Raw genomic sequence first — 23,163 nt, forward strand, 5'->3', positions numbered from 1 at the left:
AATACTCCGTTGTCTGTGTAACCATGTGTGGCAAGGCAGTAGCGGTAGTGTTAAGTTGTTAAAACGAGTGGCCTCGGCGACAGTATTATCGCCGATGGTCATTTTAAATTGATTAGATTACGCAAAGGACCTGTTATGGCATTAGAAAGAACTTTCTCAATCATTAAGCCCGATGCAGTAAAACGAAACCTCATTGGCGAGATTTATCACCGAATTGAAACCGCAGGGCTGCAAGTGATTGCGGCTAAAATGGTGCACTTGAACGAAATTCAAGCAAGCGGGTTTTACGCAGAGCACGAAGGTAAACCCTTTTTTAATGACCTTAAGGCGTTCATGATGTCTGGCCCAATCATGGTACAAGTGCTTGAGGGCGAAAACGCTATCGCACGCTATCGTGAGTTAATGGGGGCGACCAATCCCGAAGAGGCCGCTTGCGGTACGATACGCGCTGACTACGCATTGAGTATGCGACATAACTCGGTACACGGCTCTGACAGCCCAATGTCCGCTGCGCGTGAAATTGAATTTTTCTTCCCTCATTCAGAAATTTGTCCGCGAAGCTAACAAAAATGTAGGCGCTTAAGCCTACTTTTTTTGTCCCCTCACACGGCGAGAACGTGATACCTATTGATCGAAAAGCACAATCAAATGCTGCTTTTTTCACCCCTTGTTGTTGTTGAGTAAAGGCAGTACAATTCGCGCCCATTAATTAATGTTTCGTCGTGAGAGGCTACATGACTACTGAAAAAATCAACCTGCTGGATTTTGATCGCCAAGGTTTACGTCAGCTGTTTGCTGATGAGTTGGGCGAAAAAGCGTTTCGCGCAGAGCAGGTGATGAAATGGATCTACCATTTTGGTGTCGATGACTTCGATAACATGACCAACATTAATAAACAGTTGCGCGAAAAACTGAAGCAGAAATGTGAAATCAAAGCCCCCGTGGTTTCCGCAGCCCAACACTCAACGGATGGCACCATTAAGTGGGCGATGCGTGTGGGCGATCAAGATGTTGAAACCGTCTATATTCCTGAAGAGGATCGTGCGACATTGTGCGTATCATCTCAGGTAGGCTGTGCCTTGGAATGCAAATTTTGCTCAACAGCGCAGCAAGGTTTTAACCGCAACCTCAAAGTCTCGGAAATTATCGGTCAAGTTTGGCGAGCGGCGCGTGAAATTGGCTTAGAAAAAGAGACCGGCCGTCGTCCTATCACCAATGTGGTGATGATGGGCATGGGCGAGCCGTTACTCAATATGAAAAACTTGATCCCATCATTGGAAATCATGTTGGATGATCTTGGGTTTGGCCTATCAAAACGTCGTGTTACTGTTTCAACGTCAGGCGTGGTATCAGGCCTTGATCAAATGACAGGTAAAATTGACGTTGCACTGGCTATTTCGTTGCATGCGCCGAATGACGCATTACGAAGTGACATTATGCCAATCAATGATCGTTGGGATATTCAGGCATTTTTAGCATCGGTACGTCGTTACATTGCTTCATCAAATGCGAACCGTGGCAAAGTGACGGTAGAGTATGTTTTGCTTGATCATGTGAATGATGGTACTGAGCATGCTCACGAGTTAGCGCAGTTGATGAAAGAGACGCCGTGCAAAATTAACCTGATCCCATTTAATCCATACCCAGGTTCACCGTACAAAAAGCCCAGCAATTCACGTATTGACCGATTCCAAAAAACATTGATGCAATATGAGCATACCGTCACTGTCCGTAAAACACGGGGTGATGATATCGACGCTGCATGTGGGCAATTGGTGGGTGATGTGATTGACCGCACCAAACGCACTAAAGTGAAAATGGAGTCGATTCCAGTAAAAACGCTCTAATTAGCGCCATTTTAATGACAAGCCAGACAAAGTTCTGGCTTGTTGTCTATTATACCCAAGTAACCGCAGTCTCGGGAGAACACATACCGTATTAATAAAATTGTCGAACAAGTCCCGAGTTCGCATCGTGTTTGTGTCAAGATTTGGACAAATTTGACCGAAGACGGTAAATTTCAACACGAACCCTTTTTGTCCTATCAGGGGGTTGGCTTATTATGAACCTTTGATGACTACGGTGGTCAAAAGGGTAAGTTAGTACTTACGTAACGGTATAGATAGTAGCTTGCTATTATCGCCAATATAACGATTCCGATGACTAGAGCGTGTTTGTCGCTGTCGAGGGTCGTAAATGACGCATATTTTCTGTGCTGCATTAGCGTTGATAAAACGATGATAAAAACCAAGTTGACGCGTGGCACACTCACAACCAAATGATTTGCTATGACAACAGAACAGACAGCCCCACAAGAAACTACGCCGCCAGTCGAAGCGGGAACGCTATTAAAAAATCGCCGAGAAGCGATAGGCATGACGCAAAAAGAGGTTGCCAATAAACTGCGACTCAGGATCGCCGTCGTCGAACAATTAGAAGCCAATCAATTTAAAGGCGATCAGGTCGCGACATTCACTCGTGGTTATTTGCGTTCTTACGCGAAGCTGGTCGGCTTAGATGAGCACGTTGTGCTGAGCGCGCTTGAGCAAACGGCGGATGTTCAGCCACAAGAGCAAGTTATGCAAAGCTTTTCTCGAAAAACCTCACAAGCTCAGCACAACAGCCGCATTACTTGGGTGACTTGGGGGGTGTTCCTTACCATTATCGGGATATCTTCGATTTGGTGGTGGCAGAACCAACAAGACAATAGTTTAAATGTAGCCGTTGCCACACAAGAAAGTGCGCAAGAGCGCGCGATTATCGAGGAGATTACCGTGGCGGCGCCAGCTCCTGCTGCGGCAGACATTTCTGCTCAGCCTCAGAGCCGTGTCGATAATGAACTTGTGCTTGCAAGCGACAGCGCGGAACTAAACGCAGCGCCCACAGTAACGACATTGGTCGCAGAGCCTGAATCGAGTGCTGCGCAACTTGAGCCAACGCTTGTTACCACGACATCTGAACTTATCGATGTCCAACCTGCGGTTATTGAACCTAGTACACCTGCCACACAAAATGGACTGCCTGTTACAGTGATGAATTTTACCGCAGACTGTTGGATTCAAGTTAAGGATGCCAATGGACGGGTCCTTGCAGAAGGGCTGAAAAAAGCGGGTCAACGAGAGGAATTTTCAGGTAAATCGCCTCTTAAAGTCATCTTAGGTGCCCCTGAAGGGGTCCAAATGACATTTGCGAGTGAACCTGTTGACCTTTCTGGTTATACTGCAGGCAAAGTTGCACGATTTACCTTACCTTAGAAACATTATGCATTCAGAATCCCCGATTGTGCGTCGTAAGTCGACGCGAATTTATGTTGGTGACGTACCAATTGGTGATGGCGCGCCGATTTCCGTTCAATCCATGACCAACACGCGTACCACTGATGTTGAAGCGACAGTGGCACAAATCAAAGCGTTGGAAAATGTTGGCGCAGACATTGTTCGTGTCTCTGTTCCCACAATGGAAGCGGCGGAAGCGTTTAAACAAATTAAGGCGCAAGTCCGTGTGCCTTTGGTCGCTGATATTCATTTTGATTATCGTATCGCGTTAAAAGTTGCCGAATATGGCGTTGACTGTTTGCGAATTAATCCAGGTAATATTGGTAATGAAGAGCGAATTCGTTCGGTTGTGGATTGCGCGCGAGACAACAACATTCCAATTCGAATTGGGGTAAATGGCGGCTCGCTTGAGAAAGACATTCAGATGAAATATGGCGAGCCGACACCAGAAGCGCTGGTGGAATCGGCGATGCGTCACGTTGATATCCTCGACAGACTTAACTTTGATCAATTTAAAGTGAGCGTAAAAGCATCGGATGTGTTTCTAGCGGTGGACTCCTATCGCTTACTGGCGCAAAAGATTGATCAACCACTTCACCTTGGTATCACCGAAGCCGGTGGCGCTCGCGCTGGAGCCGTAAAATCTGCGGTTGGCTTAGGTTTGCTTCTTTCTCAAGGTATTGGTGATACTTTGCGTATTTCGCTTGCTGCCAACCCTGTAGAAGAGATCAAAGTCGGTTTTGATATCCTGAAATCTTTGCGTATTCGCTCGCGTGGGATCAATTTTATTGCCTGCCCAAGCTGCTCACGCCAAGAGTTTGATGTTATTGGCACGGTTAACGCCCTTGAGCAGCGTTTGGAAGACATCATTACACCGATGGATGTCTCTATCATTGGTTGCGTGGTAAATGGACCGGGTGAAGCTGAAGTCTCTCACCTTGGGCTGGCGGGTAGCGCGAGAAAAAGCGCATTTTATGAAGACGGTCAACGTCAAAAAGAGCGATTTGATAACGACGATCTCGTTAATCAGCTGGAAGCGAAGATTCGTGCAAAAGCAGCACGGTTAGATGAAGAAAATCGCATCCAAATCACAGTTAAAAATTAATCATTTCAACGAAATAACGGTAAGTATTGTGGCAAAAACCATTCAAGCAATTCGAGGTATGAACGATTGCCTCCCCACTCAATCGCCACTGTGGCAGAAATTAGAGAACACAGTAAAACAAGTAGTCAGCGCGTATGGCTACAGCGAAGTTCGTATGCCCATCGTTGAAATGACTCATCTCTTTAGCCGAGCGATTGGTGAAGTTACCGACGTAGTTGAGAAAGAGATGTATACATTCGACGATCGCAACGGAGACAGCTTATCGCTGCGCCCTGAAGGGACCGCAGGTTGTGTGCGTGCCGGGATCGAAAACGGTTTACTTTACAATCAAGAACAGCGTCTATGGTACATGGGCCCAATGTTCCGCCATGAGCGTCCACAAAAAGGTCGCTATCGTCAATTTCACCAATGTGGTGTCGAAGTATTTGGTCTTGAGGGGCCAGATGTTGACGCAGAGCTGATTATGATGACTGCGCGCTTGTGGCGCGAGCTTGGTATTGATAAACATGTGCGCTTGGAGCTTAACTCCATTGGCTCACAAGCCGCTCGTGCAGATTATCGCACCGCCTTGATTACATTTTTAGAACAGCATATCGATGTGCTCGATGATGATAGCAAACGTCGCATGCATACCAATCCGCTGCGTGTGCTTGATAGCAAAAACGCAGACGTGCAGGCGATTTTAGTCGATGCGCCTAAATTGGCAGATTATCTCGACGCCGAATCCAAAGCGCATTTTGCGGGGTTATGTGAACTTCTTGACGCTGCAGGTATCGAATATAGCGTCAATCAACGCTTGGTGCGTGGACTTGATTATTACAACCGCACGGTATTTGAGTGGATCACCGAGAGCTTGGGAGCGCAAGGTACAGTATGTGGCGGTGGCCGCTACGATGGCTTGGTGGAACAGCTTGGTGGTAAACCGACCACCGCAGTTGGGTTTGCTATGGGCCTTGAGCGTTTGGTACTGATGCTTGAAACGTTGGAATTGACCGACGTTCGTCGCGGTGTCGATGTGTATGTGGTGACCGCAGGTGAAGGCACCATGATGGCGGGAATGAAGCTTGCGGAGCAGCTTCGTGAATCGATTGCTGGCGTGCGAGTCATGAACCATTTTGGCGGCGGCAACTTTAAGAAACAGTTTAAGCGTGCAGATAAAGTGGGCGCAGTCGTTGCTCTCGTTTTAGGTGAAAACGAAGTCGCAGACGGCACTGTCGTTCTGAAAGATTTGGTTGGCGGCGAGCAAACAACTTACGCGCAAAGTGATGTCGCAGAGCGCATCGCGGCGTTGATTTAACGCTCAAAAAACAAACTTATTTTTGTGGTCGCAGCAGCGGCCACGACACGTTTTTAAGAGGACAGGAAGTGGAACTTTACGATAGCGAAGAGCAACAAGTAGAAGCGATCAAAAACTGGTGGCAAGAGAACGGTAAGGCCGTAATTATTGGCGCGGTTGTTGGTTTAGGTGGGCTTTTTGGTTGGCGTTATTATCAAGACTCGATGATTGAAGCACGTGAAGTGGCTTCGCAAAATTATGCAGTGGTAGTGGCTGAGTTGCAAAGTTCAGGTGTTATTGCTGCGGATCAAGCGCAAGCGTTCATTGACAGCAATGATGTTAAAGAATATTCCGTTCTCGCGGCAATGCAGTTAGCCAAAGTACAGGTGGAAGCGCAAGACTATCAAGCGGCCCTCGAGCAGCTTAATTGGGCGAAAAATAACACTCAAGATGTTGCTATGGCTCCGCTTTTAACTTATCGCATTGCGCGCATTGAAGCGCAATTGGGTAATTATGCAGCTGCAACGGCGGCGCTTGACAGCATTACAGACACAAGCTGGGCTGGTCGTGTGGCCGAGCTGCGTGGTGATATTGCGTTAGAGCAAGGTGAACTTGACGCGGCGTATGCTGCATATAGTGAAGCACAACAGGCTGCTGATGCGAGCCAATTGCTGCAAATGAAGCTTGATGATCTTGCAAAGTAAGGTGAATGGCTGAATGAAGTCACTGTTGAAAAAAGTTTCATTGGGTGTATTAACTCTGGGCATCTTAGCTGGGTGCTCGAGTGAAGAAGACACCATTGTGATGGCACCGCTGCCAAGTGTTTCAAGCCAATTTGAGCCAGAGCAGTTGTGGGAAACCTCCGTGGGTGATGGTGTCTCGCACTATTTCTCTCGTTTAGCGCCGACTTTTGCGTACGACAAGATTTTTGTTGCAAGTCGCGATGGGGTGGTTAAAGCTCTGGACCCGGCAACGGGTAACGAACTGTGGCAAATTGATGTTGTTGATGGAAGTCAGCCTCGTCTTTCAGGCGGTTTGACTGCGGCTTACAGTAAGGTGTTTGTTGGCAGTGAAAATGGCGATGTTATTGCGTTAAACGAACAAACTGGCGAAGAGCTGTGGCGAACTGCGATTCAGGCCGAAGTCCTGAGCACGCCGATTGCGGATGCTGGGTTAATTTTACTCAACACCGGTAATGGTGCGCTAGTGGCGCTCGATCAAGAAACGGGTGAGTCTCGTTGGACCATTAGCACCGAAGTGCCTAATTTGACCTTGCGTGGCGCCAGTACGCCTGTAGCGGCTTCAGGGGGCGTTTTCTGGGGTACGGCAAGTGGTCGTTTAGCGGCAGCCATTGTCGAACGTGGCCAACTGTTGTGGCAACAGCCGGTTGGAACGCCAAAAGGTGCGACGGAAATCGATCGATTGATCGACGTCGATGCTGCGCCATTATTGCTAGGCAGCACGTTGTACACCATTGGCTTTAACGGTCAATTGATTGCGATTGACTTACGTTCTGGTCAAGCGTCGTGGAAACGTAATTACTCGTCGGCCACTGATATGGGGACCGATGGTAGCCGCTTATTTGTTGTGACCGACAAAGATCATCTTGTTGCAGTGGATGCGCGCAGTGGTACTGAGCTTTGGCAAAATACCGCGTTAGAATATCGCCAACTTACGGCACCAGTGGTCATTGACGATTATCTTGTCGTTGCGGATACATTGGGCTACTTGCACTGGCTGAATCGAGATACGGGTGAGTTTGTGGCTCAGCAGTTGATCGATGGTAGTGGTATTGCCGTTGCCCCAATACGTTTGAGTGATGGCTACCTTGTGGTGAGTCGCAATGGTGATGTAAAGAAACTCACCATCAAACAATAATTTCGTGATACAATTCACAAACGGCTCCTGGCTGGAAACAACCAGGAGCCGTTTTATTGCGCTCATTTTGGTTTTTTGAGCGTATAGTAACAATATGTTGTGTCGCTATATTCCCAAGTGACTTCACGTTAAGGCTTACACGGTATTTGATGTGAGCTTAGGTGATTTGGGTATAACGACATCAAGCTGATAGTGATATAGAGGTTATTATGGTCCCTGTTGTCGCGCTGGTCGGGCGCCCAAACGTCGGTAAATCTACTTTGTTTAACCGATTAACTCGCTCGCGCGATGCGCTTGTTGCGGATTTTCCTGGTTTAACTCGTGACCGCAAATATGGTCAAGCGAAAATTGGCGAGCACGATTTTATTGTGATTGATACCGGCGGTATTGATGGCAGTGAAGAGGGTGTTGAAACCAAAATGGCAGAGCAATCCCTCGCAGCGATTGATGAAGCGGATGTTGTGCTGTTTTTAGTTGATGGCCGTGCGGGCCTGACTGCCGCAGATCAAGCCATTGCGACTCATCTGCGTAAGATTTCAAAACCGGCTATGCTCGTGGTTAACAAAATTGATGGTATTGATGCAGATGCAGCTTGCGCTGAGTTTTGGCAGTTGGGTGTGGGCGACATGTACCAAATTGCCGCCGCTCATGGTCGTGGCGTTACCGCTTTGATTGAGCGTGCTCTGGATCCTTTCTTTGATGGATTACTGAGCAGCGAAGGCCAAGACGGTGAGATTGAAGATCTGACTGAATTTGAAGATCTTGAGGATGAGTCACTCGATTACACCGAAGAAGAAGCGCAGGCGGCTTTTGAGCGTCTACAAGCTCAGCCAATCAAGTTGGCAATTATCGGACGTCCAAACGTAGGCAAATCAACATTAACTAACCGAATTTTGGGAGAAGAACGTGTTGTTGTTTACGATATGCCGGGGACCACGCGCGATTCGATCTTTATTCCGATGGAGCGTAATGGCCGTGAATATGTTCTGATTGATACGGCAGGTGTTCGTCGCCGTGGTCGAATTAATGAAACGGTTGAAAAATTCTCAGTCGTGAAGACCTTGAAAGCGGTTGAAGAGGCGAACGTCGTTCTCCTTGTGATTGACGCGCGCGAGAACATCTCAGATCAAGATCTTAGCTTACTTGGCTTTGCGCTTAATTCTGGCCGTTCAATCGTGATTGCGGTGAATAAATGGGATGGTCTGACAGAAGAGATCAAAGAGAGCGTGAAAAAAGAGCTGGATCGCCGTCTCGGTTTTGTTGATTTTGCGCGCATTCACTTTATCTCTGCACTGCATGGTACTGGTGTCGGTCACCTATTTGAATCGGTTGATGAAGCGTATAAATCTGCCACCACGCGTGTTGGGACTTCAGTACTGACTCGTATTATGAAAATGGCAACTGACGATCACCAGCCTCCAATGGTGCGGGGTCGTCGTGTTAAGCTGAAATACGCTCACGCCGGCGGTTATAACCCGCCTATTGTTGTCGTGCATGGCAATATGGTGAAAGAGTTACCAGATTCATACAAGCGTTATCTAATGAACTACTACCGTAAGTCATTGGAAATAATGGGTACGCCAATTCGAATTCAGTTCCAAAACAGCGTTAACCCATTTGAAAATCGCACCAGCAAATTAACGCTGTCTCAAGAGCGTCAACGCAAACGAATGATGAGCGCGGTAAAAAATCGCGGTAAATAACACGCTCTCTTCGTGACCAACCCAAGCTTAGGCTTGGGTTTTTTTTGTTTAAAACTTCGCTTAATCTCATCGATTGATGAGTTACGTTTGACCGTATCGCCACTTTAATGATCTTTTTATTTAATGCTGATTTGATCATTAAATGGATTGTTGTGTAGGTATTTATATCGCTATAAATCCAAATGCAGCATATGTAACTTATGCTTTCGGTAAGTGGTGATATAAATATTCTTTTAAGGGGAGATCGCTGATCAAAAGCGTTAAAGGAAATGATCAGGTAAAGATCTTGGAGCGGTTGCGTCGGATCAACACCAGTCCACGCTGGCTATGCCACTATACCCATCTCACTTGACGTTGCAGCGCTTCTCGTTACAAAGTCAGGGACGGGCACTTACAAACCTCACCACCTAGTTTATCTGTGGTCACGAAGTGCTCAGAGGCTGTGCTCGTTTGCCGCCTATCTGCAATGCCAGTTGTTTGGGTATAGAACGAAAATGTCACACGTTCGAGTTGGAAGAAGATGAAATGTCAGAAAATACGTGCCCCAAGTGTCTTAATCCACTCGTGTGGCAGGCGCATTACCACTGTTTGCCATGCAATATAGAGTATCAAAAGCGCGCACTTTGCCCCGATTGTGGTAGTGAGATGGAGAAGTTACAGGCGTGCGGCGCAGCAAATTACTTTTGCCCGCGATGCAACGAGCTAAAATCCAAATCGCGCATTCGTTTTGATTTTATACCAATCGATTAATTCTTAATCAACGGTTGAGTGTAACTCGCCATTTGCAAGTCGAGTGATGAGTCGAGTGCCACTTGCGACGTGACTGGCGTCTGTCACAATCTGTCCTGAGTTGGTTTGAGTAATTGAGTAGCCACGCTTCAAGGTTGCGAGCGGACTTACGGTATCGAGTTTTTCTGCGCTTAGTGCAAACTCGTGACGTCGCTGGGTAAGATGGCTGCGCATGCTTTGCACCAAGCGTTGTTCCAGAGCGCTAAATTGGTTACGTTGCGTCGCTAACGTTTGTGTGGGAGATGCACGATACAAACGGTGCTGTTGACGTTCAAGAGATTGCAGCGCTCGGTTGATTTGAGTGGGCAATGCTTGTTTGAGCCGTGTTTCGAGCTCATCGAGACGCTGCTGTTGCTGCTGCACTTGATAGCGCGGGTGACGACGTTCAAGTTGACGCTCAAGTCGCTCAATTTTTGATTGGCGCAGGTTTAAGTAATTACGCATCGTCGCTTGAAGACGTGTCTGTAAGTGGCCGACGGCTTGAGTCTTGTGTTGGGTATCTCGGCTGACCAATTCAGCGGCGGCTGACGGCGTTGGCGCGCGTAAATCCGCAACCAAATCGGCAATAGTGACATCAATTTCATGCCCGACCGCGCTAATAATGGGAATGTGGCTTGCGATAATGGTACGAGCGACGATTTCGTCATTAAAGCACCATAAATCTTCTAGTGAACCACCGCCACGGCCCACAATGAGCACATCACACTCCTTGCGCTCGTTCGCGCGACCAATGGCTTGGGCAATTTGTATTGCTGCTCCTTCCCCCTGCACTAAGCTTGGGTAAATCACCACTGACAGGGTCGGATCGCGACGTTTTAAGACATCTAAGATGTCATATAACGCAGCACCGGTTTTCGACGTAATAACGCCAACACGTTGAGGGTGCTCTGGAATCGGACGCTTTCTTGATTGAGCAAATAAGCCCTCAGCGGCCAATTTCATTTTGAGAGCATCAAATTGCTGTTGCAAACGGCCGTCGCCTTCAGGCTGCATACTCTCAATAATCAATTGATAGTCGCCGCGTGGCTCATACAGCGACAAGCGTGCTTTGACCAGGACTTGTTGGCCGTTCGCAGGCTTAAAATTGACGAAGCGATTATTACCTCGAAACATGGCGCATTTTACCTGTGCCATTGTATCTTTGAGAGTGAGGTACCAGTGACCGGAGACTGGAGCGGAGAAGTTAGAAATCTCACCGACAAGCCAGACGATTCCCATTTCGTTTTCAAGTAACAAACGCACCTCGGCGTTTAACCGTGAAACCGTAAAGATATTGGGGTTGGTTGAAGGCAAGCTAATCTCGTGGGCGTGAATATGGAAATTAGCGGCAATATAATACATAGCAAGGGGGGTAATGCAACAAAAAAATATAAAAAATTTGTAGTCAATCGTTTGCGTTCGCCGTATAATCCCTCCGCAATATCTAATCCAAATTCTTTTTGACTGTTTGAAAAAGCTTGGATTTTTCTTCTACCTCCTCTGTTGTGAGATATTGCAAATGTTAAGAATTGCCAAAGAAGCGCTGACGTTCGACGACGTACTTCTCGTTCCAGCACACTCCACCGTTCTCCCAAATACAGCCGATCTTCGCACTCGACTTACTAAAAACATCACACTCAATATTCCGATGTTATCCGCATCAATGGATACCGTTACTGAAGCTCGCCTAGCCATCGCGTTAGCGCAAGAGGGCGGTATCGGCTTTATTCATAAAAATATGTCGATTGAGCAGCAAGCTGCTGAAGTTCGTAAGGTGAAAAAGTTTGAAGCGGGCGTGGTAACGGATCCCGTTACTGTGAGCCCAGAGGCGACCATCGCTGATGTTGTTGCGCTGACGGATAAACACGGCTTTGCAGGTTTTCCTGTTGTGGCAGAAAACAATGAGTTAGTTGGTATCATTACCGGTCGTGATGTGCGTTTTGTGACTGATTTAACCAAAACGGTCGCTTCTGTTATGACGCCAAAAGCGCGTTTGGCCAGTGTTCAAGAGGGCGCGACTCGCGCGGAAGTGCAGGAAAAAATGCACGAAGCACGCGTTGAGAAAGTGCTGGTTGTCAATGATGAGTTTCAGTTAACTGGAATGATCACCGCGAAGGACTTCCACAAAGCGGAGCGTAAACCAAACGCGTGTAAAGACATTGAAGGACGCCTTCGCGTTGGCGCGGCAGTTGGCGCTGGCGCTGGTAATGAAGAACGTGTGAAAGCATTAGTTGAAGCGGGCGTTGACGTGTTGCTCATCGATTCCTCTCATGGTCATTCAGAAGGCGTTTTAAACCGCATTCGCGAAACGCGTGCAGCCTACCCTGAATTAGATATCATTGGTGGTAACGTTGCGACGGCATCGGGTGCTCGTGCCCTAATTGAAGCGGGTGTGAGCGCGGTAAAAGTGGGTATTGGCCCAGGTTCTATTTGTACTACTCGTATTGTTACGGGCGTTGGCGTTCCACAAGTGACCGCCATTGCGGATGCAGCTGCAGTGGCCGATGAATATGGTATTCCGGTGATTGCCGATGGCGGTATTCGTTTCTCTGGCGATATTTGTAAAGCGATAGCGGCTGGCGCGTCGTGCGTTATGGTTGGCTCTATGCTGGCAGGAACGGAAGAAGCGCCGGGTGAGGTTATTCTATTTAATGGCCGTTCTTACAAAGCTTATCGTGGCATGGGCTCATTAGGCGCTATGTCTCAGGGCTCATCTGATCGTTATTTCCAGACCGATAACGCGGCAGACAAACTGGTACCTGAAGGGATTGAAGGTCGTATCGCTTATAAAGGGCGCTTGAAAGAAATTGTTCACCAGCAAATGGGTGGCTTGCGTTCAAGTATGGGGCTAACAGGTTCTGCGACAGTAGAAGATTTGCGCACAAAAGCAGAGTTTGTCCGAATTTCTGGTGCAGGCATGCAAGAATCGCATGTTCATGACGTACAAATCACTAAAGAAGCGCCAAACTACCGTCTCGGATAAAATCGACGGAAACGTTTGCTTTTTTCCTTGAAGCATTGAGACGGGGCGAGTAAACTCGCCCCGATTTTCAAATATTTTGTGATAAGACTGCCTACAATGACGAAAAATATTCATGACCAACGTATTCTGATCCTTGATTTTGGCTCGCAATACACACAGCTGGTGGCGCGTCGCGTACGTGAAATCGGTGTTTACTGTGAACTGTGGAGCTGGGATGTTGAAGAGGCAGACATTCGTGAATTCAATCCAGATGGCATCATTCTTTCTGGCGGCCCAGAGAGTGTGACCGAAGCAAACTCACCACGCGCGCCGCAATATGTGTTTGATTCAGGTGTGCCAGTGCTTGGCGTTTGCTATGGCATGCAGACCATGGCAGAACAACTAGGCGGTAAAGTTGCAGGTTCCGATGAGCGCGAATTTGGTTACGCTCAAGTTAAAGTATCCGGCGAGTCTGCGCTGTTTAAAGATCTTGAGTTAACCCAAGATGTTTGGATGAGTCATGGCGATAAAGTCGTCGAAATTCCAGCAGACTTTATTAAGGTCGGCGAAACAGACACGTGCCCATACGCGGCAATGGCGAACGAAGAGAAAAAATATTACGGCGTACAATTCCACCCAGAGGTTACTCATACCAAAGGTGGTCTGCAGATGCTGGAAAACTTCGTTTTAGGCGTATGTGGCTGTGAACGCTTATGGACATCAGAATCGATCATTGAAGACGCGGTCGCTCGAATCAAAGAACAAGTCGGTGACGACGAAGTGATTTTGGGCCTTTCTGGCGGCGTAGATTCATCGGTTGTGGCGATGCTAGTGCACCGTGCGATTGGTGACAAACTAACGTGTGTGTTTGTTGATAATGGTTTGCTTCGTTTAAACGAAGGTCAGCAAGTCATGGACATGTTTGGTGATAAGTTTGGTCTAAACATCATCAAAGTCGACGCAGAAGAGCGCTTCCTTAAAGCACTTGAAGGCAAGTCTGATCCTGAAGAGAAGCGCAAAACCATCGGTCACGTGTTTGTCGACGTCTTTGATGAAGAGTCGAAAAAACTCAAAAATGCCAAATGGCTTGCGCAAGGCACTATCTATCCGGATGTTATTGAATCGGCGGCATCTAAGACGGGTAAAGCACACGTGATCAAATCGCATCACAATGTGGGCGGTTTACCAGAAGAGATGGCGATGGGGCTTGTTGAGCCTTTGCGTGAGCTATTTAAAGACGAAGTGCGCAAGATTGGCCTAGAGCTTGGTCTACCTTATAACATGCTCTACCGTCACCCATTCCCAGGACCTGGTCTTGGTGTTCGAGTGCTTGGTGAAATTAAGAAAGAGTACTGTGACTTGTTGCGCCGTGCCGACGCTATTTTCATTGAAGAGTTACACGCCGCTGATCTTTATGACAAAGTATCTCAAGCCTTTACGGTATTCTTGCCAGTTCGTTCTGTTGGCGTGATGGGTGATGGTCGTAAATACGATTGGGTTGTTTCTCTGCGTGCGGTAGAAACCATTGACTTCATGACCGCGCATTGGGCACACCTACCGTATGAGTTTCTAGGTAAGGTATCTAATCGTATCATCAATGAAGTGAACGGCATTTCGCGTGTGGTTTACGATATTTCTGGTAAGCCACCCGCTACGATTGAGTGGGAATAATCGCTTCCAATCTATCGAATGATATCGAATAAAAATAAAACCCAGCGAGTTGAGTCGCTGGGTTTTTTTTAGGCATCATTTAACGTCCATGAATAAAAGGAGATGTGCACGTCTTCTACTGGGATGGTTGCTTACCCTTCATCACAGAGTAAATCACAAACGGTATCGCTAATGTAACGAAGAAACTTATCACCAAAATGGTCATATACTCTGTGCTCGCATCACCCCCACCAAGTTGCGCGGGTGGAATGAAGGAGATCAGTAGTGCAATTACCGAGATAATTAAACCCACGTATGCGACGATCTTCTTGACGCCATTTCCGCCGGGAATTTGGAATGCTCGAGGCAAATCTTGATGATTACTGACCACTTTAAGGTAAGCAATAAAGAAGATAATGTAAGCAATAACGTAAATCACTACCGTTAGTGAGATGGCAGTAAAGAAGGATACGTTAGCGCCACCGCCACCGAATGTCAGCACTGCAGCCCAAATGGTGACGATAACACCTTGGAGATAAAGGAACTTGGTTGGTACGCCATGTTCGTTGGTTTCCGATAATGATTTAGGTAAAAGACCTTGGCGACCCGCTTCTAACATCCCCCATGATGGACCAACAATCCACGCCGATACTTCCGCAACAACGCCGAGCGAAATAAACAGCGCAATAATACGCACGATCCAGCCGCCATCTTGCATAAAGTAAGCAATCAGTCCTTGGAAGCCTTGAACCACACCAATGGATAATCCCAATTCGCTGGCAGGGACAACGGCACCAATGGCAATACCACCAATTGTGTTAAGTGCGATGGCAAGCACCACCAGCATGATCACGGCCAGTGGGTAGTCTCGCTGTACATTTTTCATCTCATTGGCGTGGGTCGCCGAGGCTTCAATCCCCGCATAAGCGAGAATGAATGACACGAACACTACCATGGTGTTGAGCTGAGTGAAATCAGGAATCATGTCAGAGACGCTAAGCGACATATCACTCTTACCGCCATCAGCGAAGAACGCGATAGTCAGCGCAAAAAGAATGATCGCTGGGATCATAACCCCAAGAATAAAACCAAACTTGGAAATGATTGCGGTATTTTTGGTGCCGCCAAATTGGGAGAAGGTTAAACCCCAAACGATGACCACAACACCAATAAATTTCACCAGAGGGTCGTTATTCAAGGCATCCCAATTGAGCACGTAAGAGAGAGCGCCAAGAATAAAATAGATCATGGTGACCAAGCCAACCGTGATTTGGAACCATTGGAAGAAAATGTTAGCAAAACCCCAACGTTCACCAAGGGCTTGTCCCGACCAAGTAAATACCCCCCCTTTATCCCAGCCTTTAATCGTGGCCATTTCTGCCGCGCAAAGAGCGACGGGAAGAAACCAAAATACCCCAGCAACCACGAGATAAAAGACCAGAGAAATACCTGAGGACGCAAAGGTTGGGTATTCATAAACCGTCATCACCATGGTGGCGGTTAAGGTAAAAAAGCCAAACAAGCTTAAATGCTTGGCTGGGCTTTGTTCTGAATTACTCATTCAAATCACCTTTTACCAGCGCGAAACGAGTGCGCCAGCCTTAATAAAAGCGCGTTAATACAGCCTCCTCATCAAGTAGAAGTTCACATAAAGAGGAGGCCGGCTTAAGCGCAGGTTTAACTGTGGCTAAAGGTTCGACCTGTACCTGTATTGGTTTGTGGATGCTGTTTGAAGTACTCTAAGGCGGATTTAATGTCATCAAGCAGCATAGCAGCCAGATCTCGACTGGTTCCGTGACGAATCATAATTCGCTGTATCACGGTATTTTGACGATTAGCCGGTAGTGGGTAAGAGGCAATTTGCCAGCCACGGCGGCGCACTCGATCAGAGAGATCGTACAAAGTAAAGCCATGATCACCCTCTTTTAGGGTGTAACTTAAGGCGGGCAGCCCACCTCGGCCATCGTAAAACAGTTCAAAGGGCCCGAGTTTGGCGATTTCATCGGCGAGCCATTGGCCAGTTTCCATGCAGGCGGTTTGAATGTTTTTGTACCCTTCAAAGCCTAAACGGATGAGGTTGTAGTACTGAGCCACAATTTGCCCACCAGGGCGAGAAAAGTTCAACGCAAAGGTTGGCATGTTGCCGCCGAGATAATCGACATTGAAAATCAGCTCTTCGGGCAAGTCTTCTACTGTGCGCCAAACGACCCAACCGACGCCAAGCGGCGCAAGACCGTATTTATGCCCAGAAGCGTTAATGGATTTCACACGCTCAAGCTTGAAGTCCCATACAAGATCTTGCTGAACAAAGGGTGCAATAAATGCGCCTGAGGCGCCATCAACGTGTACTGGAATATCAAGCCCTGTGTCTTCTTGTAGCTTATCGAGTACTTTACAGATCTCTTCTACTGGCTCGTAGACGCAGGTAAAGGTGACGCCAAGCGTTGGTACAACACCAATGGTATTTTCATCCACGTACTGAGCAATTTTTGCAGGATCCATACCCACATCGTTGCCATCCAGTGGCACTTCTCTGAGTTCTACGTCAAAGTAACGCGCAAATTTATGCCAGCAAATTTGTACCGGGCCGCAGATAAGATTGGGTTTATCGGCTGGCAGTCCTGCTGCTTCACGGCGTTTACGCCACGCCCATTTCATCGCAAGTCCGCCCAACATTGCCGCCTCTGATGAGCCGGTGGTCGAACATCCGAGTGTGTTGGTTGGGTCGGGACTGTTCCAAAGGTCTGCTAAAATGTGAACGCAGCGTGATTCAATCTCAGCAGTTTGAGGGTATTCGTCTTTGTCGATCATATTTTTATCGACACAAATATCCATAATGCCGTGCACTTCAGGCTCAAGCCAAGTTTGACAGAATGTGGCAAAGTTTTGCTTCGCATTGCCATCCAACAGCAGCTCATCTCGAATCAGTTGAGCTACAACCGAAGCGGGAAAACTTTGGTCGGGTAATTTGTATTTAGCCAATTTGACTTGGCTGGTGGCATCCTCGTAAATGTCCTCTGCAAAATCCGCCGGATCTTTGCCTCGATGTAACGCCATAACGCCTCCATTTTATTGGTGTGATCGCATAAGGTCCCCTTCTTGCGGTGTGAGTCCCGCAACGGCATCAGGGTTCGAGGTTAACAGTAGTACATATTGTTCTCTGCGCTCTAATCGAATATGACTCATGATTGATACGCGACTTGGTGTTCTCATTAGAGAGATTGTTGGCTGTGCAGAGGGCGATTTTTATTTCAAAATAAAGTGTTTTTAAACAATATATTATTATTGTTTGGTTGAGGTGTTCTCGCCTAGTTAACACCAAGGTTACGCAAAAAATATGCGCCATTTTTTGGCAATGCCGCGTTACAGTTCAACGCCGAAAATAAGCAATACAATCGCGCAGCTGGCGGCAACAACCAACAGTATGGAAAGCCAAAGGTTGCGACCAGAAAATATTGATGCCCCCGATGCGCGTTTGGCGTACCAGAAGAAAACGAGCCCAGGCAAGTACAAAAGTGCCGAGAGTAGCAGGTGATGTAAACCTGAGGCGAACAACAGCCACATTCCATAGAGTGTGGCGAGCCAAGCAAGAACGCGGATCGGTAACGGCTGCGCCTCTTGATAAGCAATCTTTAGTAAAAAAAGTGCAACCAGAAGATACGGCACTAAGATCATCTCGGAAGAGATCACCAGTAGATTGTCATACCCGCCGCGAAACCAGAAGGTTAATAACAGACAAAGCTGGACCAACACACTGGTCGCAAGCAGAGAGTGGGTTGGGGTAAAGTTGTCATTCACCTTGGAAAAAATGCGCGGAAACATGCCTTGCTCAGCCGCGGCGTAAGGGGTCTCTGTTGCGAGTAACGTCCAACTTAAATAGGCACCAGCTACCGAGATTATCAAACCAATGCCGACAATCAAGGTCCCGGTTTCACCAATCAGCGCTGCGAGGATTTTTGCTGTAGAAGGGTTGGGCAACGCGGCAAGTTCAGGAGTGGAAATGATCCCCATTGAGAGCAGAGTGACCGATACATATAAAAACAGACAGATAAGTAAACCTAGAATGGTTGCGCGGCCAACGTCTTTGGGCTCTTTTGCTCGGCTGGATACCACTACAGCGCCTTCGACACCAATAAAAACCCAAACGGTAATGATCATTGTTTGCCTGACTTGCTCAAACAGGTTGCCATCTGCCATGGCTCCCGCTTGAGTAAAATCGACGCTAAAGGTATCCCAACGAAACGCCACTGTCGCGGCAATAATGAAAACCACAATGGGGATCAATTTGGCGATAATCGTGATGAAATTGACCACCGCCGCAGTGCGTACCCCGCGCAGCACTAAGATATGAACCAGCCAAATCAGCGCAGAGGAGAGGGCAAGAGAGAGTAGCGTGTTGCCTTGACCAAACCAGACTTGATCATCAGTATCAAAAAAGAGCCCAAGCGTGCTGCAAACGATAACGAGAAAGGAGACGTTGGCAACGGAGGCGCTGAGCCAATAGCCCCAGGCTGAGAAAAAACCGATGAAATCACCAAACCCGGCTTGTGCGTAACCAAACACACCGCCGTGAATATGGGGGCGAAGTCGAATGAGCGATTGAAAGGTAAACGCAAGACAAATCATGCCTAGGCCAGTGATCCCCCAGCCGATCATCACCGCAGCTGGACTGGCAACCGCGGCCATATTCTGTGGCAAACTGAACACACCTGCGCCAATCATGGAGCCGATAACCAACGCGGTCAGCGCTTTTAGATCCAGTTTGTCACTCAATCGGTATGCCTCACTTTTGTTCCTTGACTACTTATACCCAAACAACTTGGAGATGCAGGTAGGCGGCAAACGAGCAAAGCCTCCGAGCATAGACACACTATGTGATGAGGTTTGTGAGAGCCAGCCAACAACGCTGCAACTTCAAGTTGAAAGGGTATACCCGCGTTTAAGTCTGCAAGCGGAGTATAGCGGCTGCTTAAGATACAGCGTGGCGCAGTTATGCGATGTTCGAGTATAAAAATCCCTGCGTTGGAGCAGGGATTAGACTTGTCTGACTTGAATCAACAGGGCGGGAACTGTGACTTAATCAGTGAGCACGTTAAAAAAGCGAGCTTCTAACGGCTCGAGTGCTATCTCATATTTACCTTGATTTGGTGTCACAGAAAGATCGTCATTCAGTAGATCGGTAATGGCTTTTGTACTGCCGACATCGGCTGCCGATAGGGTTATTTTCTGAGTGCTTTCTGATGTATTAAGCGCAAATAGCACCACATTATCCCCTGAGGTTTTTAGGTCAACATACTGCCCGCCACTGGCTTTGAGGTTTTTCCGCTCTCCTTGGTAGAGCGCAGGATGTTTCGCGCGCAAAGCCATTAACGCTGTGACATAGGTTTTCAAATCAGTTTGATTCGCATTAAGTGTGTCATGAACTTTAGCGCTACTGCGCGCCACATGATCGTCACACACACCGCGCTCTGCGCAAGTATTGTTGTCCTCTTTTTTAGCAAAATCATCGACTTGATCGCCGATTTCATCACCGTAGTAAAGGGTGATGGGGCCGGTGTAAGCCGCTTGAAACGCGAAAGCCGCTTTATGGCGTAACCAGTATTCGGCATCGTTGACATCGGCAATGCCGCCGCGCTGAAGCAAATCACCAAAGCGAACCAAATCGTGATTCCCTATCATCAAATTGGGTTTGGCATGCGCCGGATAAGCACTATGAGTTTGAAAACCGTTATCGAGCCAATCTGCACCGCGGTTGCCACTGCTGTTTTCATTCACGGCAAGTGTTTCTACAATGCGGTAACGCATCGGGAAATCAAACGCCGAGCACAGCGCAGGGCTGTTAGAGCTGCCATAACCGGTTTCGGCAATTTTTTGCTCGCCATCCCAAATTTCTGCCACCATATAGCCAAGTGGGTTGACCTCATTGCCGTTGCTGTCGGTGTACGTGACGCTCTGCGAGGCTTCATCGACGGCTTTGCGCAAATGAGACCACGCATCGGTTGGCACTTGATACGCTTGATCAAGACGCCAGCCATCAATTTTTAGCTCTTTGATCCAGTAGGTTGCGACTTCTTGATAAAACTCATAGCTCGCGGGATAGCTCACCGGATTACTGGGGCCTGAAGGTAATTGGCCTGATGGTGACGGTTTAATTAAGCCTTCTTTATGATGACCAAACACGCCATCAAAGAAAACATACAGGCCGCGCTTGTGAGCTTCATTCACCAAAGTGCGCGCCGTTTCCAAATCCCCAAAATTTGGGTCAATTTTAAAGTAGTCAGTGGCAAAATAGCCGGTGGCATCCAGACGGTCTGCCCAATGATCTTGACCTTTAATTGCCTCAGACTCAAAAATTGGCGTCAGCCAAATCGCATTCATACCTAAATCTTGAATGTAATCGAGCGAGTCAATAATGCCTTGTAAGTCCCCATCATGGTGGCTCGTACCATAACCTGTCCCATGGCCTATGGTAGGGTCACCATCAACAAAGCTCTCGACCATAATTTGATAAATACGAAGCTGATTACTTGACGCCATAGTTTCGGTTTGGCAGGCATAATTGATTTGGGGAAGTGGGGTTTGGTCGCCACCGCCACCATTGCCACCGCCACCATTGCCACCGCCACTAGAAGAGTTGCAAGCGGCTAAACTCCCAGCCACAAGAAGCGCAACAAAGGATTTGCCGATGAGTTTTTTATGTTGAATATTTGGCATCAGAATCTCCAAGACGAGTTTGGCCCCGGTATATATATACCGAGGTCCATTTTATTAGGGCTTAAAAAGAACAGGGGGGTTATTGGCACTTATTTAAAGAAATGGTGAGCGGTTTACCTTCTGCTTCAAATTGTAGGCTCCAAACGTATTTTCCTTCATCTTCAATCGTGACTGCTGTATCAGCACCATAGCCACCAAATTGAAGCATTTTTCTTTCGCCAATGTTGAGTGATTTATCTTTTGCCGTAAATTGTGGGAACCAAAACTCAGCCGCATATTGCATGGTAAAGGTGCCAGGTTTTTCATCGACAACCGCTTGGTAGATATTATTACCTTTGTAAGCAAATTCACGTTGAGGAACAAAAGCCCATTCCGAATCTTCAAATGTGCCCACGACAAACAATGTTTGAGAAATCGGGCCTTCGGCTGCGCTGTTAGGGTTGTCGCAGGCTTGCATGAATACAGCGACTTCTTCAGGCGAGAGTGCAGGAGCTGGTGCGGCATCAGTGGCTTCGGTAGTTTTGGTTGATTGGCAGCCAACAAGTGCGACGAGTAGAGCTGCTGCGAGCGATGTTTTGATCATTTTCACGTTATATCCTCTATATTAACTTGTATTATTCCGTTTTATAGTTTTGAACCATATGACATGGTTGAATTCTTACAGCGTTACTCAACCAAATTTAAAGCATGTATTATTTGATTAACGATACCTGTCCATACGCGGAGTTATAAATGTAGCGATAGGAATCATTGAAATTTTATTTTTCCAGATTTGTTTTTTGGTCGATGAATAGGGTAAGTTAAACGCTTACCCTTTATACCCGTCCCACTTGAAGTTGCAGCGGTGTTGACTGGCACTTACAAACCTCATCACATAGCTTATCTATGTTCACGAAGTGCTCAGAGGCTTTGCTCGCTTGTCGCCTATCTGCATCTTCAAGTTGTTTGGGTATATATCTGGTTATTTTTTATTAATTGCTTTAACAAAAACTTCTTGTACGCCTTCGATACCCAGAGCTTTTGCCTCATCAAGCAGCCCAAGTGCTTTGGGTATATTATTTTCTGCTACCGCAGTTTCAATAGCTTGGTAATAGAATGTTTTTGTTTCAGGTTGTACATCACTAATAACTGAATCAGCAATTATGCCAGGCTCAGAATACTCTTGTGGTATCTCTGGCGCTGAAGCCGATTTGGTTGGTTTCTCAAGTAAACCTGTAAATATGCTGTCGCGTTTAATTACAACGCTCACTTCACCGACGTTGACGTGTTTGGCAATAGGGTCATCAATCGCAGGTGGATCATTACGTTTGGCAATAGCAAAGGCTTTTGCTGGATGAATTAATTCCGTTGTGTTAGATAAATCATTATCTGTGGTATAAATAACACCGTAAACACGAGTAATATTTAAAGGCAGATTTAGCTCAACATCGCCAAAAAGGACATTGCCTTTAACAAAATCATCTCTGTCGTAATCAAAATGTTCAGAGGTGTATTTTCTAAGTAAATTAAAATCTTGATCGTATAGCGCAAGGTTTGGCGCAAATACTTTAAGTTCTCTCACAATGCCTGAAATTTCAATCGTCACACGAGGCTCAGTCACTTCAAATGAAAAGCCCGCCACTGGGCTTGAAATATCAGAGTTTTCTAAAAGTTGGCTCTGTTTTGAAAAGTGCATTGAAAAGCTTGAAGGCACCATGACTTCATGCCAATCAATTTGAGGTATCGATGTGATTTCTTGGCTAGAGCCACTACGACTTTCAAAATCCTGATGACTTGCACAGCCAAATAATACCGACATGCTCATCAACATCGACACGATTTTTTTCATTTGC

Annotated in this window: 18 protein-coding genes; 11 read left to right on the plus strand and 7 right to left on the minus strand. The window is 47.1% G+C overall.

The features are described from left to right. Positions 1–135 precede the first annotated feature (135 nt). From ndk to HGP28_RS15530, 9 genes are all read left to right on the plus strand, one after another. A complete protein-coding gene (ndk, locus tag HGP28_RS15490; protein WP_168837379.1) occupies positions 136–564 on the plus strand; it encodes a nucleoside-diphosphate kinase in 429 nt (142 codons plus the stop codon). Positions 565–734: 170 nt separating this feature from the next. After that, entirely contained in the window at positions 735–1,847 is a 1,113-nt protein-coding gene (gene rlmN / locus HGP28_RS15495; RefSeq protein WP_168837380.1) for a dual-specificity RNA methyltransferase RlmN, read from the plus strand. Between the two features lie 441 nt (positions 1,848–2,288). After that, positions 2,289–3,254, plus strand: a complete 966-nt coding sequence (locus HGP28_RS15500; RefSeq protein ID WP_168837381.1) for a RodZ domain-containing protein — start codon at positions 2,289–2,291, stop codon at positions 3,252–3,254. A gap of 7 nt (positions 3,255–3,261) precedes the next feature. Next, positions 3,262–4,380: a flavodoxin-dependent (E)-4-hydroxy-3-methylbut-2-enyl-diphosphate synthase gene (gene ispG, locus HGP28_RS15505; protein ID WP_168837382.1), complete on the plus strand. Its 1,119-nt coding sequence runs from the start codon at positions 3,262–3,264 to the stop codon at positions 4,378–4,380. A 28-nt stretch (positions 4,381–4,408) separates the two neighbouring features. Continuing rightward, on the plus strand, positions 4,409–5,677 hold the full coding sequence (gene hisS, locus HGP28_RS15510; protein ID WP_168837400.1) for a histidine--tRNA ligase: 1,269 nt from the start codon (positions 4,409–4,411) through the stop codon (positions 5,675–5,677). 68 nt (positions 5,678–5,745) lie between these two features. Continuing rightward, positions 5,746–6,360, plus strand: a complete 615-nt coding sequence (locus tag HGP28_RS15515) for a tetratricopeptide repeat protein (RefSeq protein WP_168837383.1) — start codon at positions 5,746–5,748, stop codon at positions 6,358–6,360. Positions 6,361–6,373: 13 nt separating this feature from the next. Then, positions 6,374–7,534, plus strand: coding sequence for an outer membrane protein assembly factor BamB (gene bamB / locus HGP28_RS15520; RefSeq protein WP_168837384.1), 1,161 nt, complete (start codon positions 6,374–6,376; stop codon positions 7,532–7,534). Between the two features lie 209 nt (positions 7,535–7,743). Then, positions 7,744–9,237 (plus strand): ribosome biogenesis GTPase Der, encoded by a 1,494-nt coding sequence (gene der / locus HGP28_RS15525; RefSeq protein ID WP_168837385.1) that lies wholly within the window; start codon positions 7,744–7,746, stop codon positions 9,235–9,237. Positions 9,238–9,762: 525 nt separating this feature from the next. Further along, positions 9,763–9,987 (plus strand): zinc ribbon domain-containing protein, encoded by a 225-nt coding sequence (locus HGP28_RS15530; protein ID WP_168837386.1) that lies wholly within the window; start codon positions 9,763–9,765, stop codon positions 9,985–9,987. 3 nt (positions 9,988–9,990) lie between these two features. Here HGP28_RS15530 and xseA read toward each other — a convergent pair whose 3' ends face one another. After that, positions 9,991–11,319 carry an exodeoxyribonuclease VII large subunit gene (gene xseA / locus HGP28_RS15535; RefSeq protein WP_246225762.1) on the minus strand — a complete coding sequence of 443 codons (1,329 nt, stop codon included), beginning with the start codon at positions 11,317–11,319 and terminating at the stop codon, positions 9,991–9,993. 205 nt (positions 11,320–11,524) lie between these two features. On the opposite strand from xseA, the gene guaB reads away from it, so the two are divergent. Continuing rightward, positions 11,525–12,988: an IMP dehydrogenase gene (gene guaB, locus HGP28_RS15540; RefSeq protein ID WP_168837388.1), complete on the plus strand. Its 1,464-nt coding sequence runs from the start codon at positions 11,525–11,527 to the stop codon at positions 12,986–12,988. 96 nt (positions 12,989–13,084) lie between these two features. Then, positions 13,085–14,638, plus strand: a complete 1,554-nt coding sequence (gene guaA / locus HGP28_RS15545; protein ID WP_168837389.1) for a glutamine-hydrolyzing GMP synthase — start codon at positions 13,085–13,087, stop codon at positions 14,636–14,638. Between the two features lie 115 nt (positions 14,639–14,753). Here guaA and HGP28_RS15550 read toward each other — a convergent pair whose 3' ends face one another. The 6 genes from HGP28_RS15550 to HGP28_RS15575 all read right to left on the minus strand — a co-directional run bounded on the left by HGP28_RS15550 (position 14,754) and on the right by HGP28_RS15575 (position 23,159). Continuing rightward, positions 14,754–16,178, minus strand: coding sequence for an amino acid permease (locus HGP28_RS15550; protein ID WP_168837390.1), 1,425 nt, complete (start codon positions 16,176–16,178; stop codon positions 14,754–14,756). Positions 16,179–16,294: 116 nt separating this feature from the next. Next, a complete protein-coding gene (gene gad / locus HGP28_RS15555; protein ID WP_168837391.1) occupies positions 16,295–17,674 on the minus strand; it encodes a glutamate decarboxylase in 1,380 nt (459 codons plus the stop codon). A 306-nt stretch (positions 17,675–17,980) separates the two neighbouring features. Next, positions 17,981–19,390: a basic amino acid/polyamine antiporter gene (locus HGP28_RS15560; RefSeq protein ID WP_168837392.1), complete on the minus strand. Its 1,410-nt coding sequence runs from the start codon at positions 19,388–19,390 to the stop codon at positions 17,981–17,983. 303 nt (positions 19,391–19,693) lie between these two features. Beyond that, positions 19,694–21,331 (minus strand): alpha-amylase family glycosyl hydrolase, encoded by a 1,638-nt coding sequence (locus HGP28_RS15565; RefSeq protein WP_168837393.1) that lies wholly within the window; start codon positions 21,329–21,331, stop codon positions 19,694–19,696. Positions 21,332–21,410: 79 nt separating this feature from the next. Further along, positions 21,411–21,920, minus strand: coding sequence for a glycosidase (locus HGP28_RS15570; RefSeq protein WP_168837394.1), 510 nt, complete (start codon positions 21,918–21,920; stop codon positions 21,411–21,413). Positions 21,921–22,292: 372 nt separating this feature from the next. Continuing rightward, positions 22,293–23,159, minus strand: coding sequence for a MalM family protein (locus tag HGP28_RS15575; protein WP_168837395.1), 867 nt, complete (start codon positions 23,157–23,159; stop codon positions 22,293–22,295). Positions 23,160–23,163 lie beyond the last annotated feature (4 nt).

It is taken from the genome of Vibrio agarilyticus, from assembly GCF_012641465.1.
In the GTDB taxonomy this organism is placed as follows: Bacteria; Pseudomonadota; Gammaproteobacteria; order Enterobacterales; family Vibrionaceae; genus Vibrio; species Vibrio agarilyticus.

What these genes read in the sequence shown, in the direction of transcription:
- guaB (WP_168837388.1), top strand. Translation starts at nt 11,525, where the DNA reads ATGTTAAGAATTGCCAAAGAAGCGCTGACGTTCGACGACGTACTTCTC.
- HGP28_RS15550 (WP_168837390.1), bottom strand. Translation starts at nt 16,178, where the DNA reads ATGAGTAATTCAGAACAAAGCCCAGCCAAGCATTTAAGCTTGTTTGGC.
- der (WP_168837385.1), top strand. Translation starts at nt 7,744, where the DNA reads ATGGTCCCTGTTGTCGCGCTGGTCGGGCGCCCAAACGTCGGTAAATCT.
- HGP28_RS15500 (WP_168837381.1), top strand. Translation starts at nt 2,289, where the DNA reads ATGACAACAGAACAGACAGCCCCACAAGAAACTACGCCGCCAGTCGAA.
- HGP28_RS15530 (WP_168837386.1), top strand. Translation starts at nt 9,763, where the DNA reads ATGTCAGAAAATACGTGCCCCAAGTGTCTTAATCCACTCGTGTGGCAG.
- bamB (WP_168837384.1), top strand. Translation starts at nt 6,374, where the DNA reads ATGAAGTCACTGTTGAAAAAAGTTTCATTGGGTGTATTAACTCTGGGC.
- gad (WP_168837391.1), bottom strand. Translation starts at nt 17,674, where the DNA reads ATGGCGTTACATCGAGGCAAAGATCCGGCGGATTTTGCAGAGGACATT.
- rlmN (WP_168837380.1), top strand. Translation starts at nt 735, where the DNA reads ATGACTACTGAAAAAATCAACCTGCTGGATTTTGATCGCCAAGGTTTA.
- guaA (WP_168837389.1), top strand. Translation starts at nt 13,085, where the DNA reads ATGACGAAAAATATTCATGACCAACGTATTCTGATCCTTGATTTTGGC.
- ndk (WP_168837379.1), top strand. Translation starts at nt 136, where the DNA reads ATGGCATTAGAAAGAACTTTCTCAATCATTAAGCCCGATGCAGTAAAA.
- HGP28_RS15565 (WP_168837393.1), bottom strand. Translation starts at nt 21,331, where the DNA reads ATGCCAAATATTCAACATAAAAAACTCATCGGCAAATCCTTTGTTGCG.
- ispG (WP_168837382.1), top strand. Translation starts at nt 3,262, where the DNA reads ATGCATTCAGAATCCCCGATTGTGCGTCGTAAGTCGACGCGAATTTAT.
- HGP28_RS15575 (WP_168837395.1), bottom strand. Translation starts at nt 23,159, where the DNA reads ATGAAAAAAATCGTGTCGATGTTGATGAGCATGTCGGTATTATTTGGC.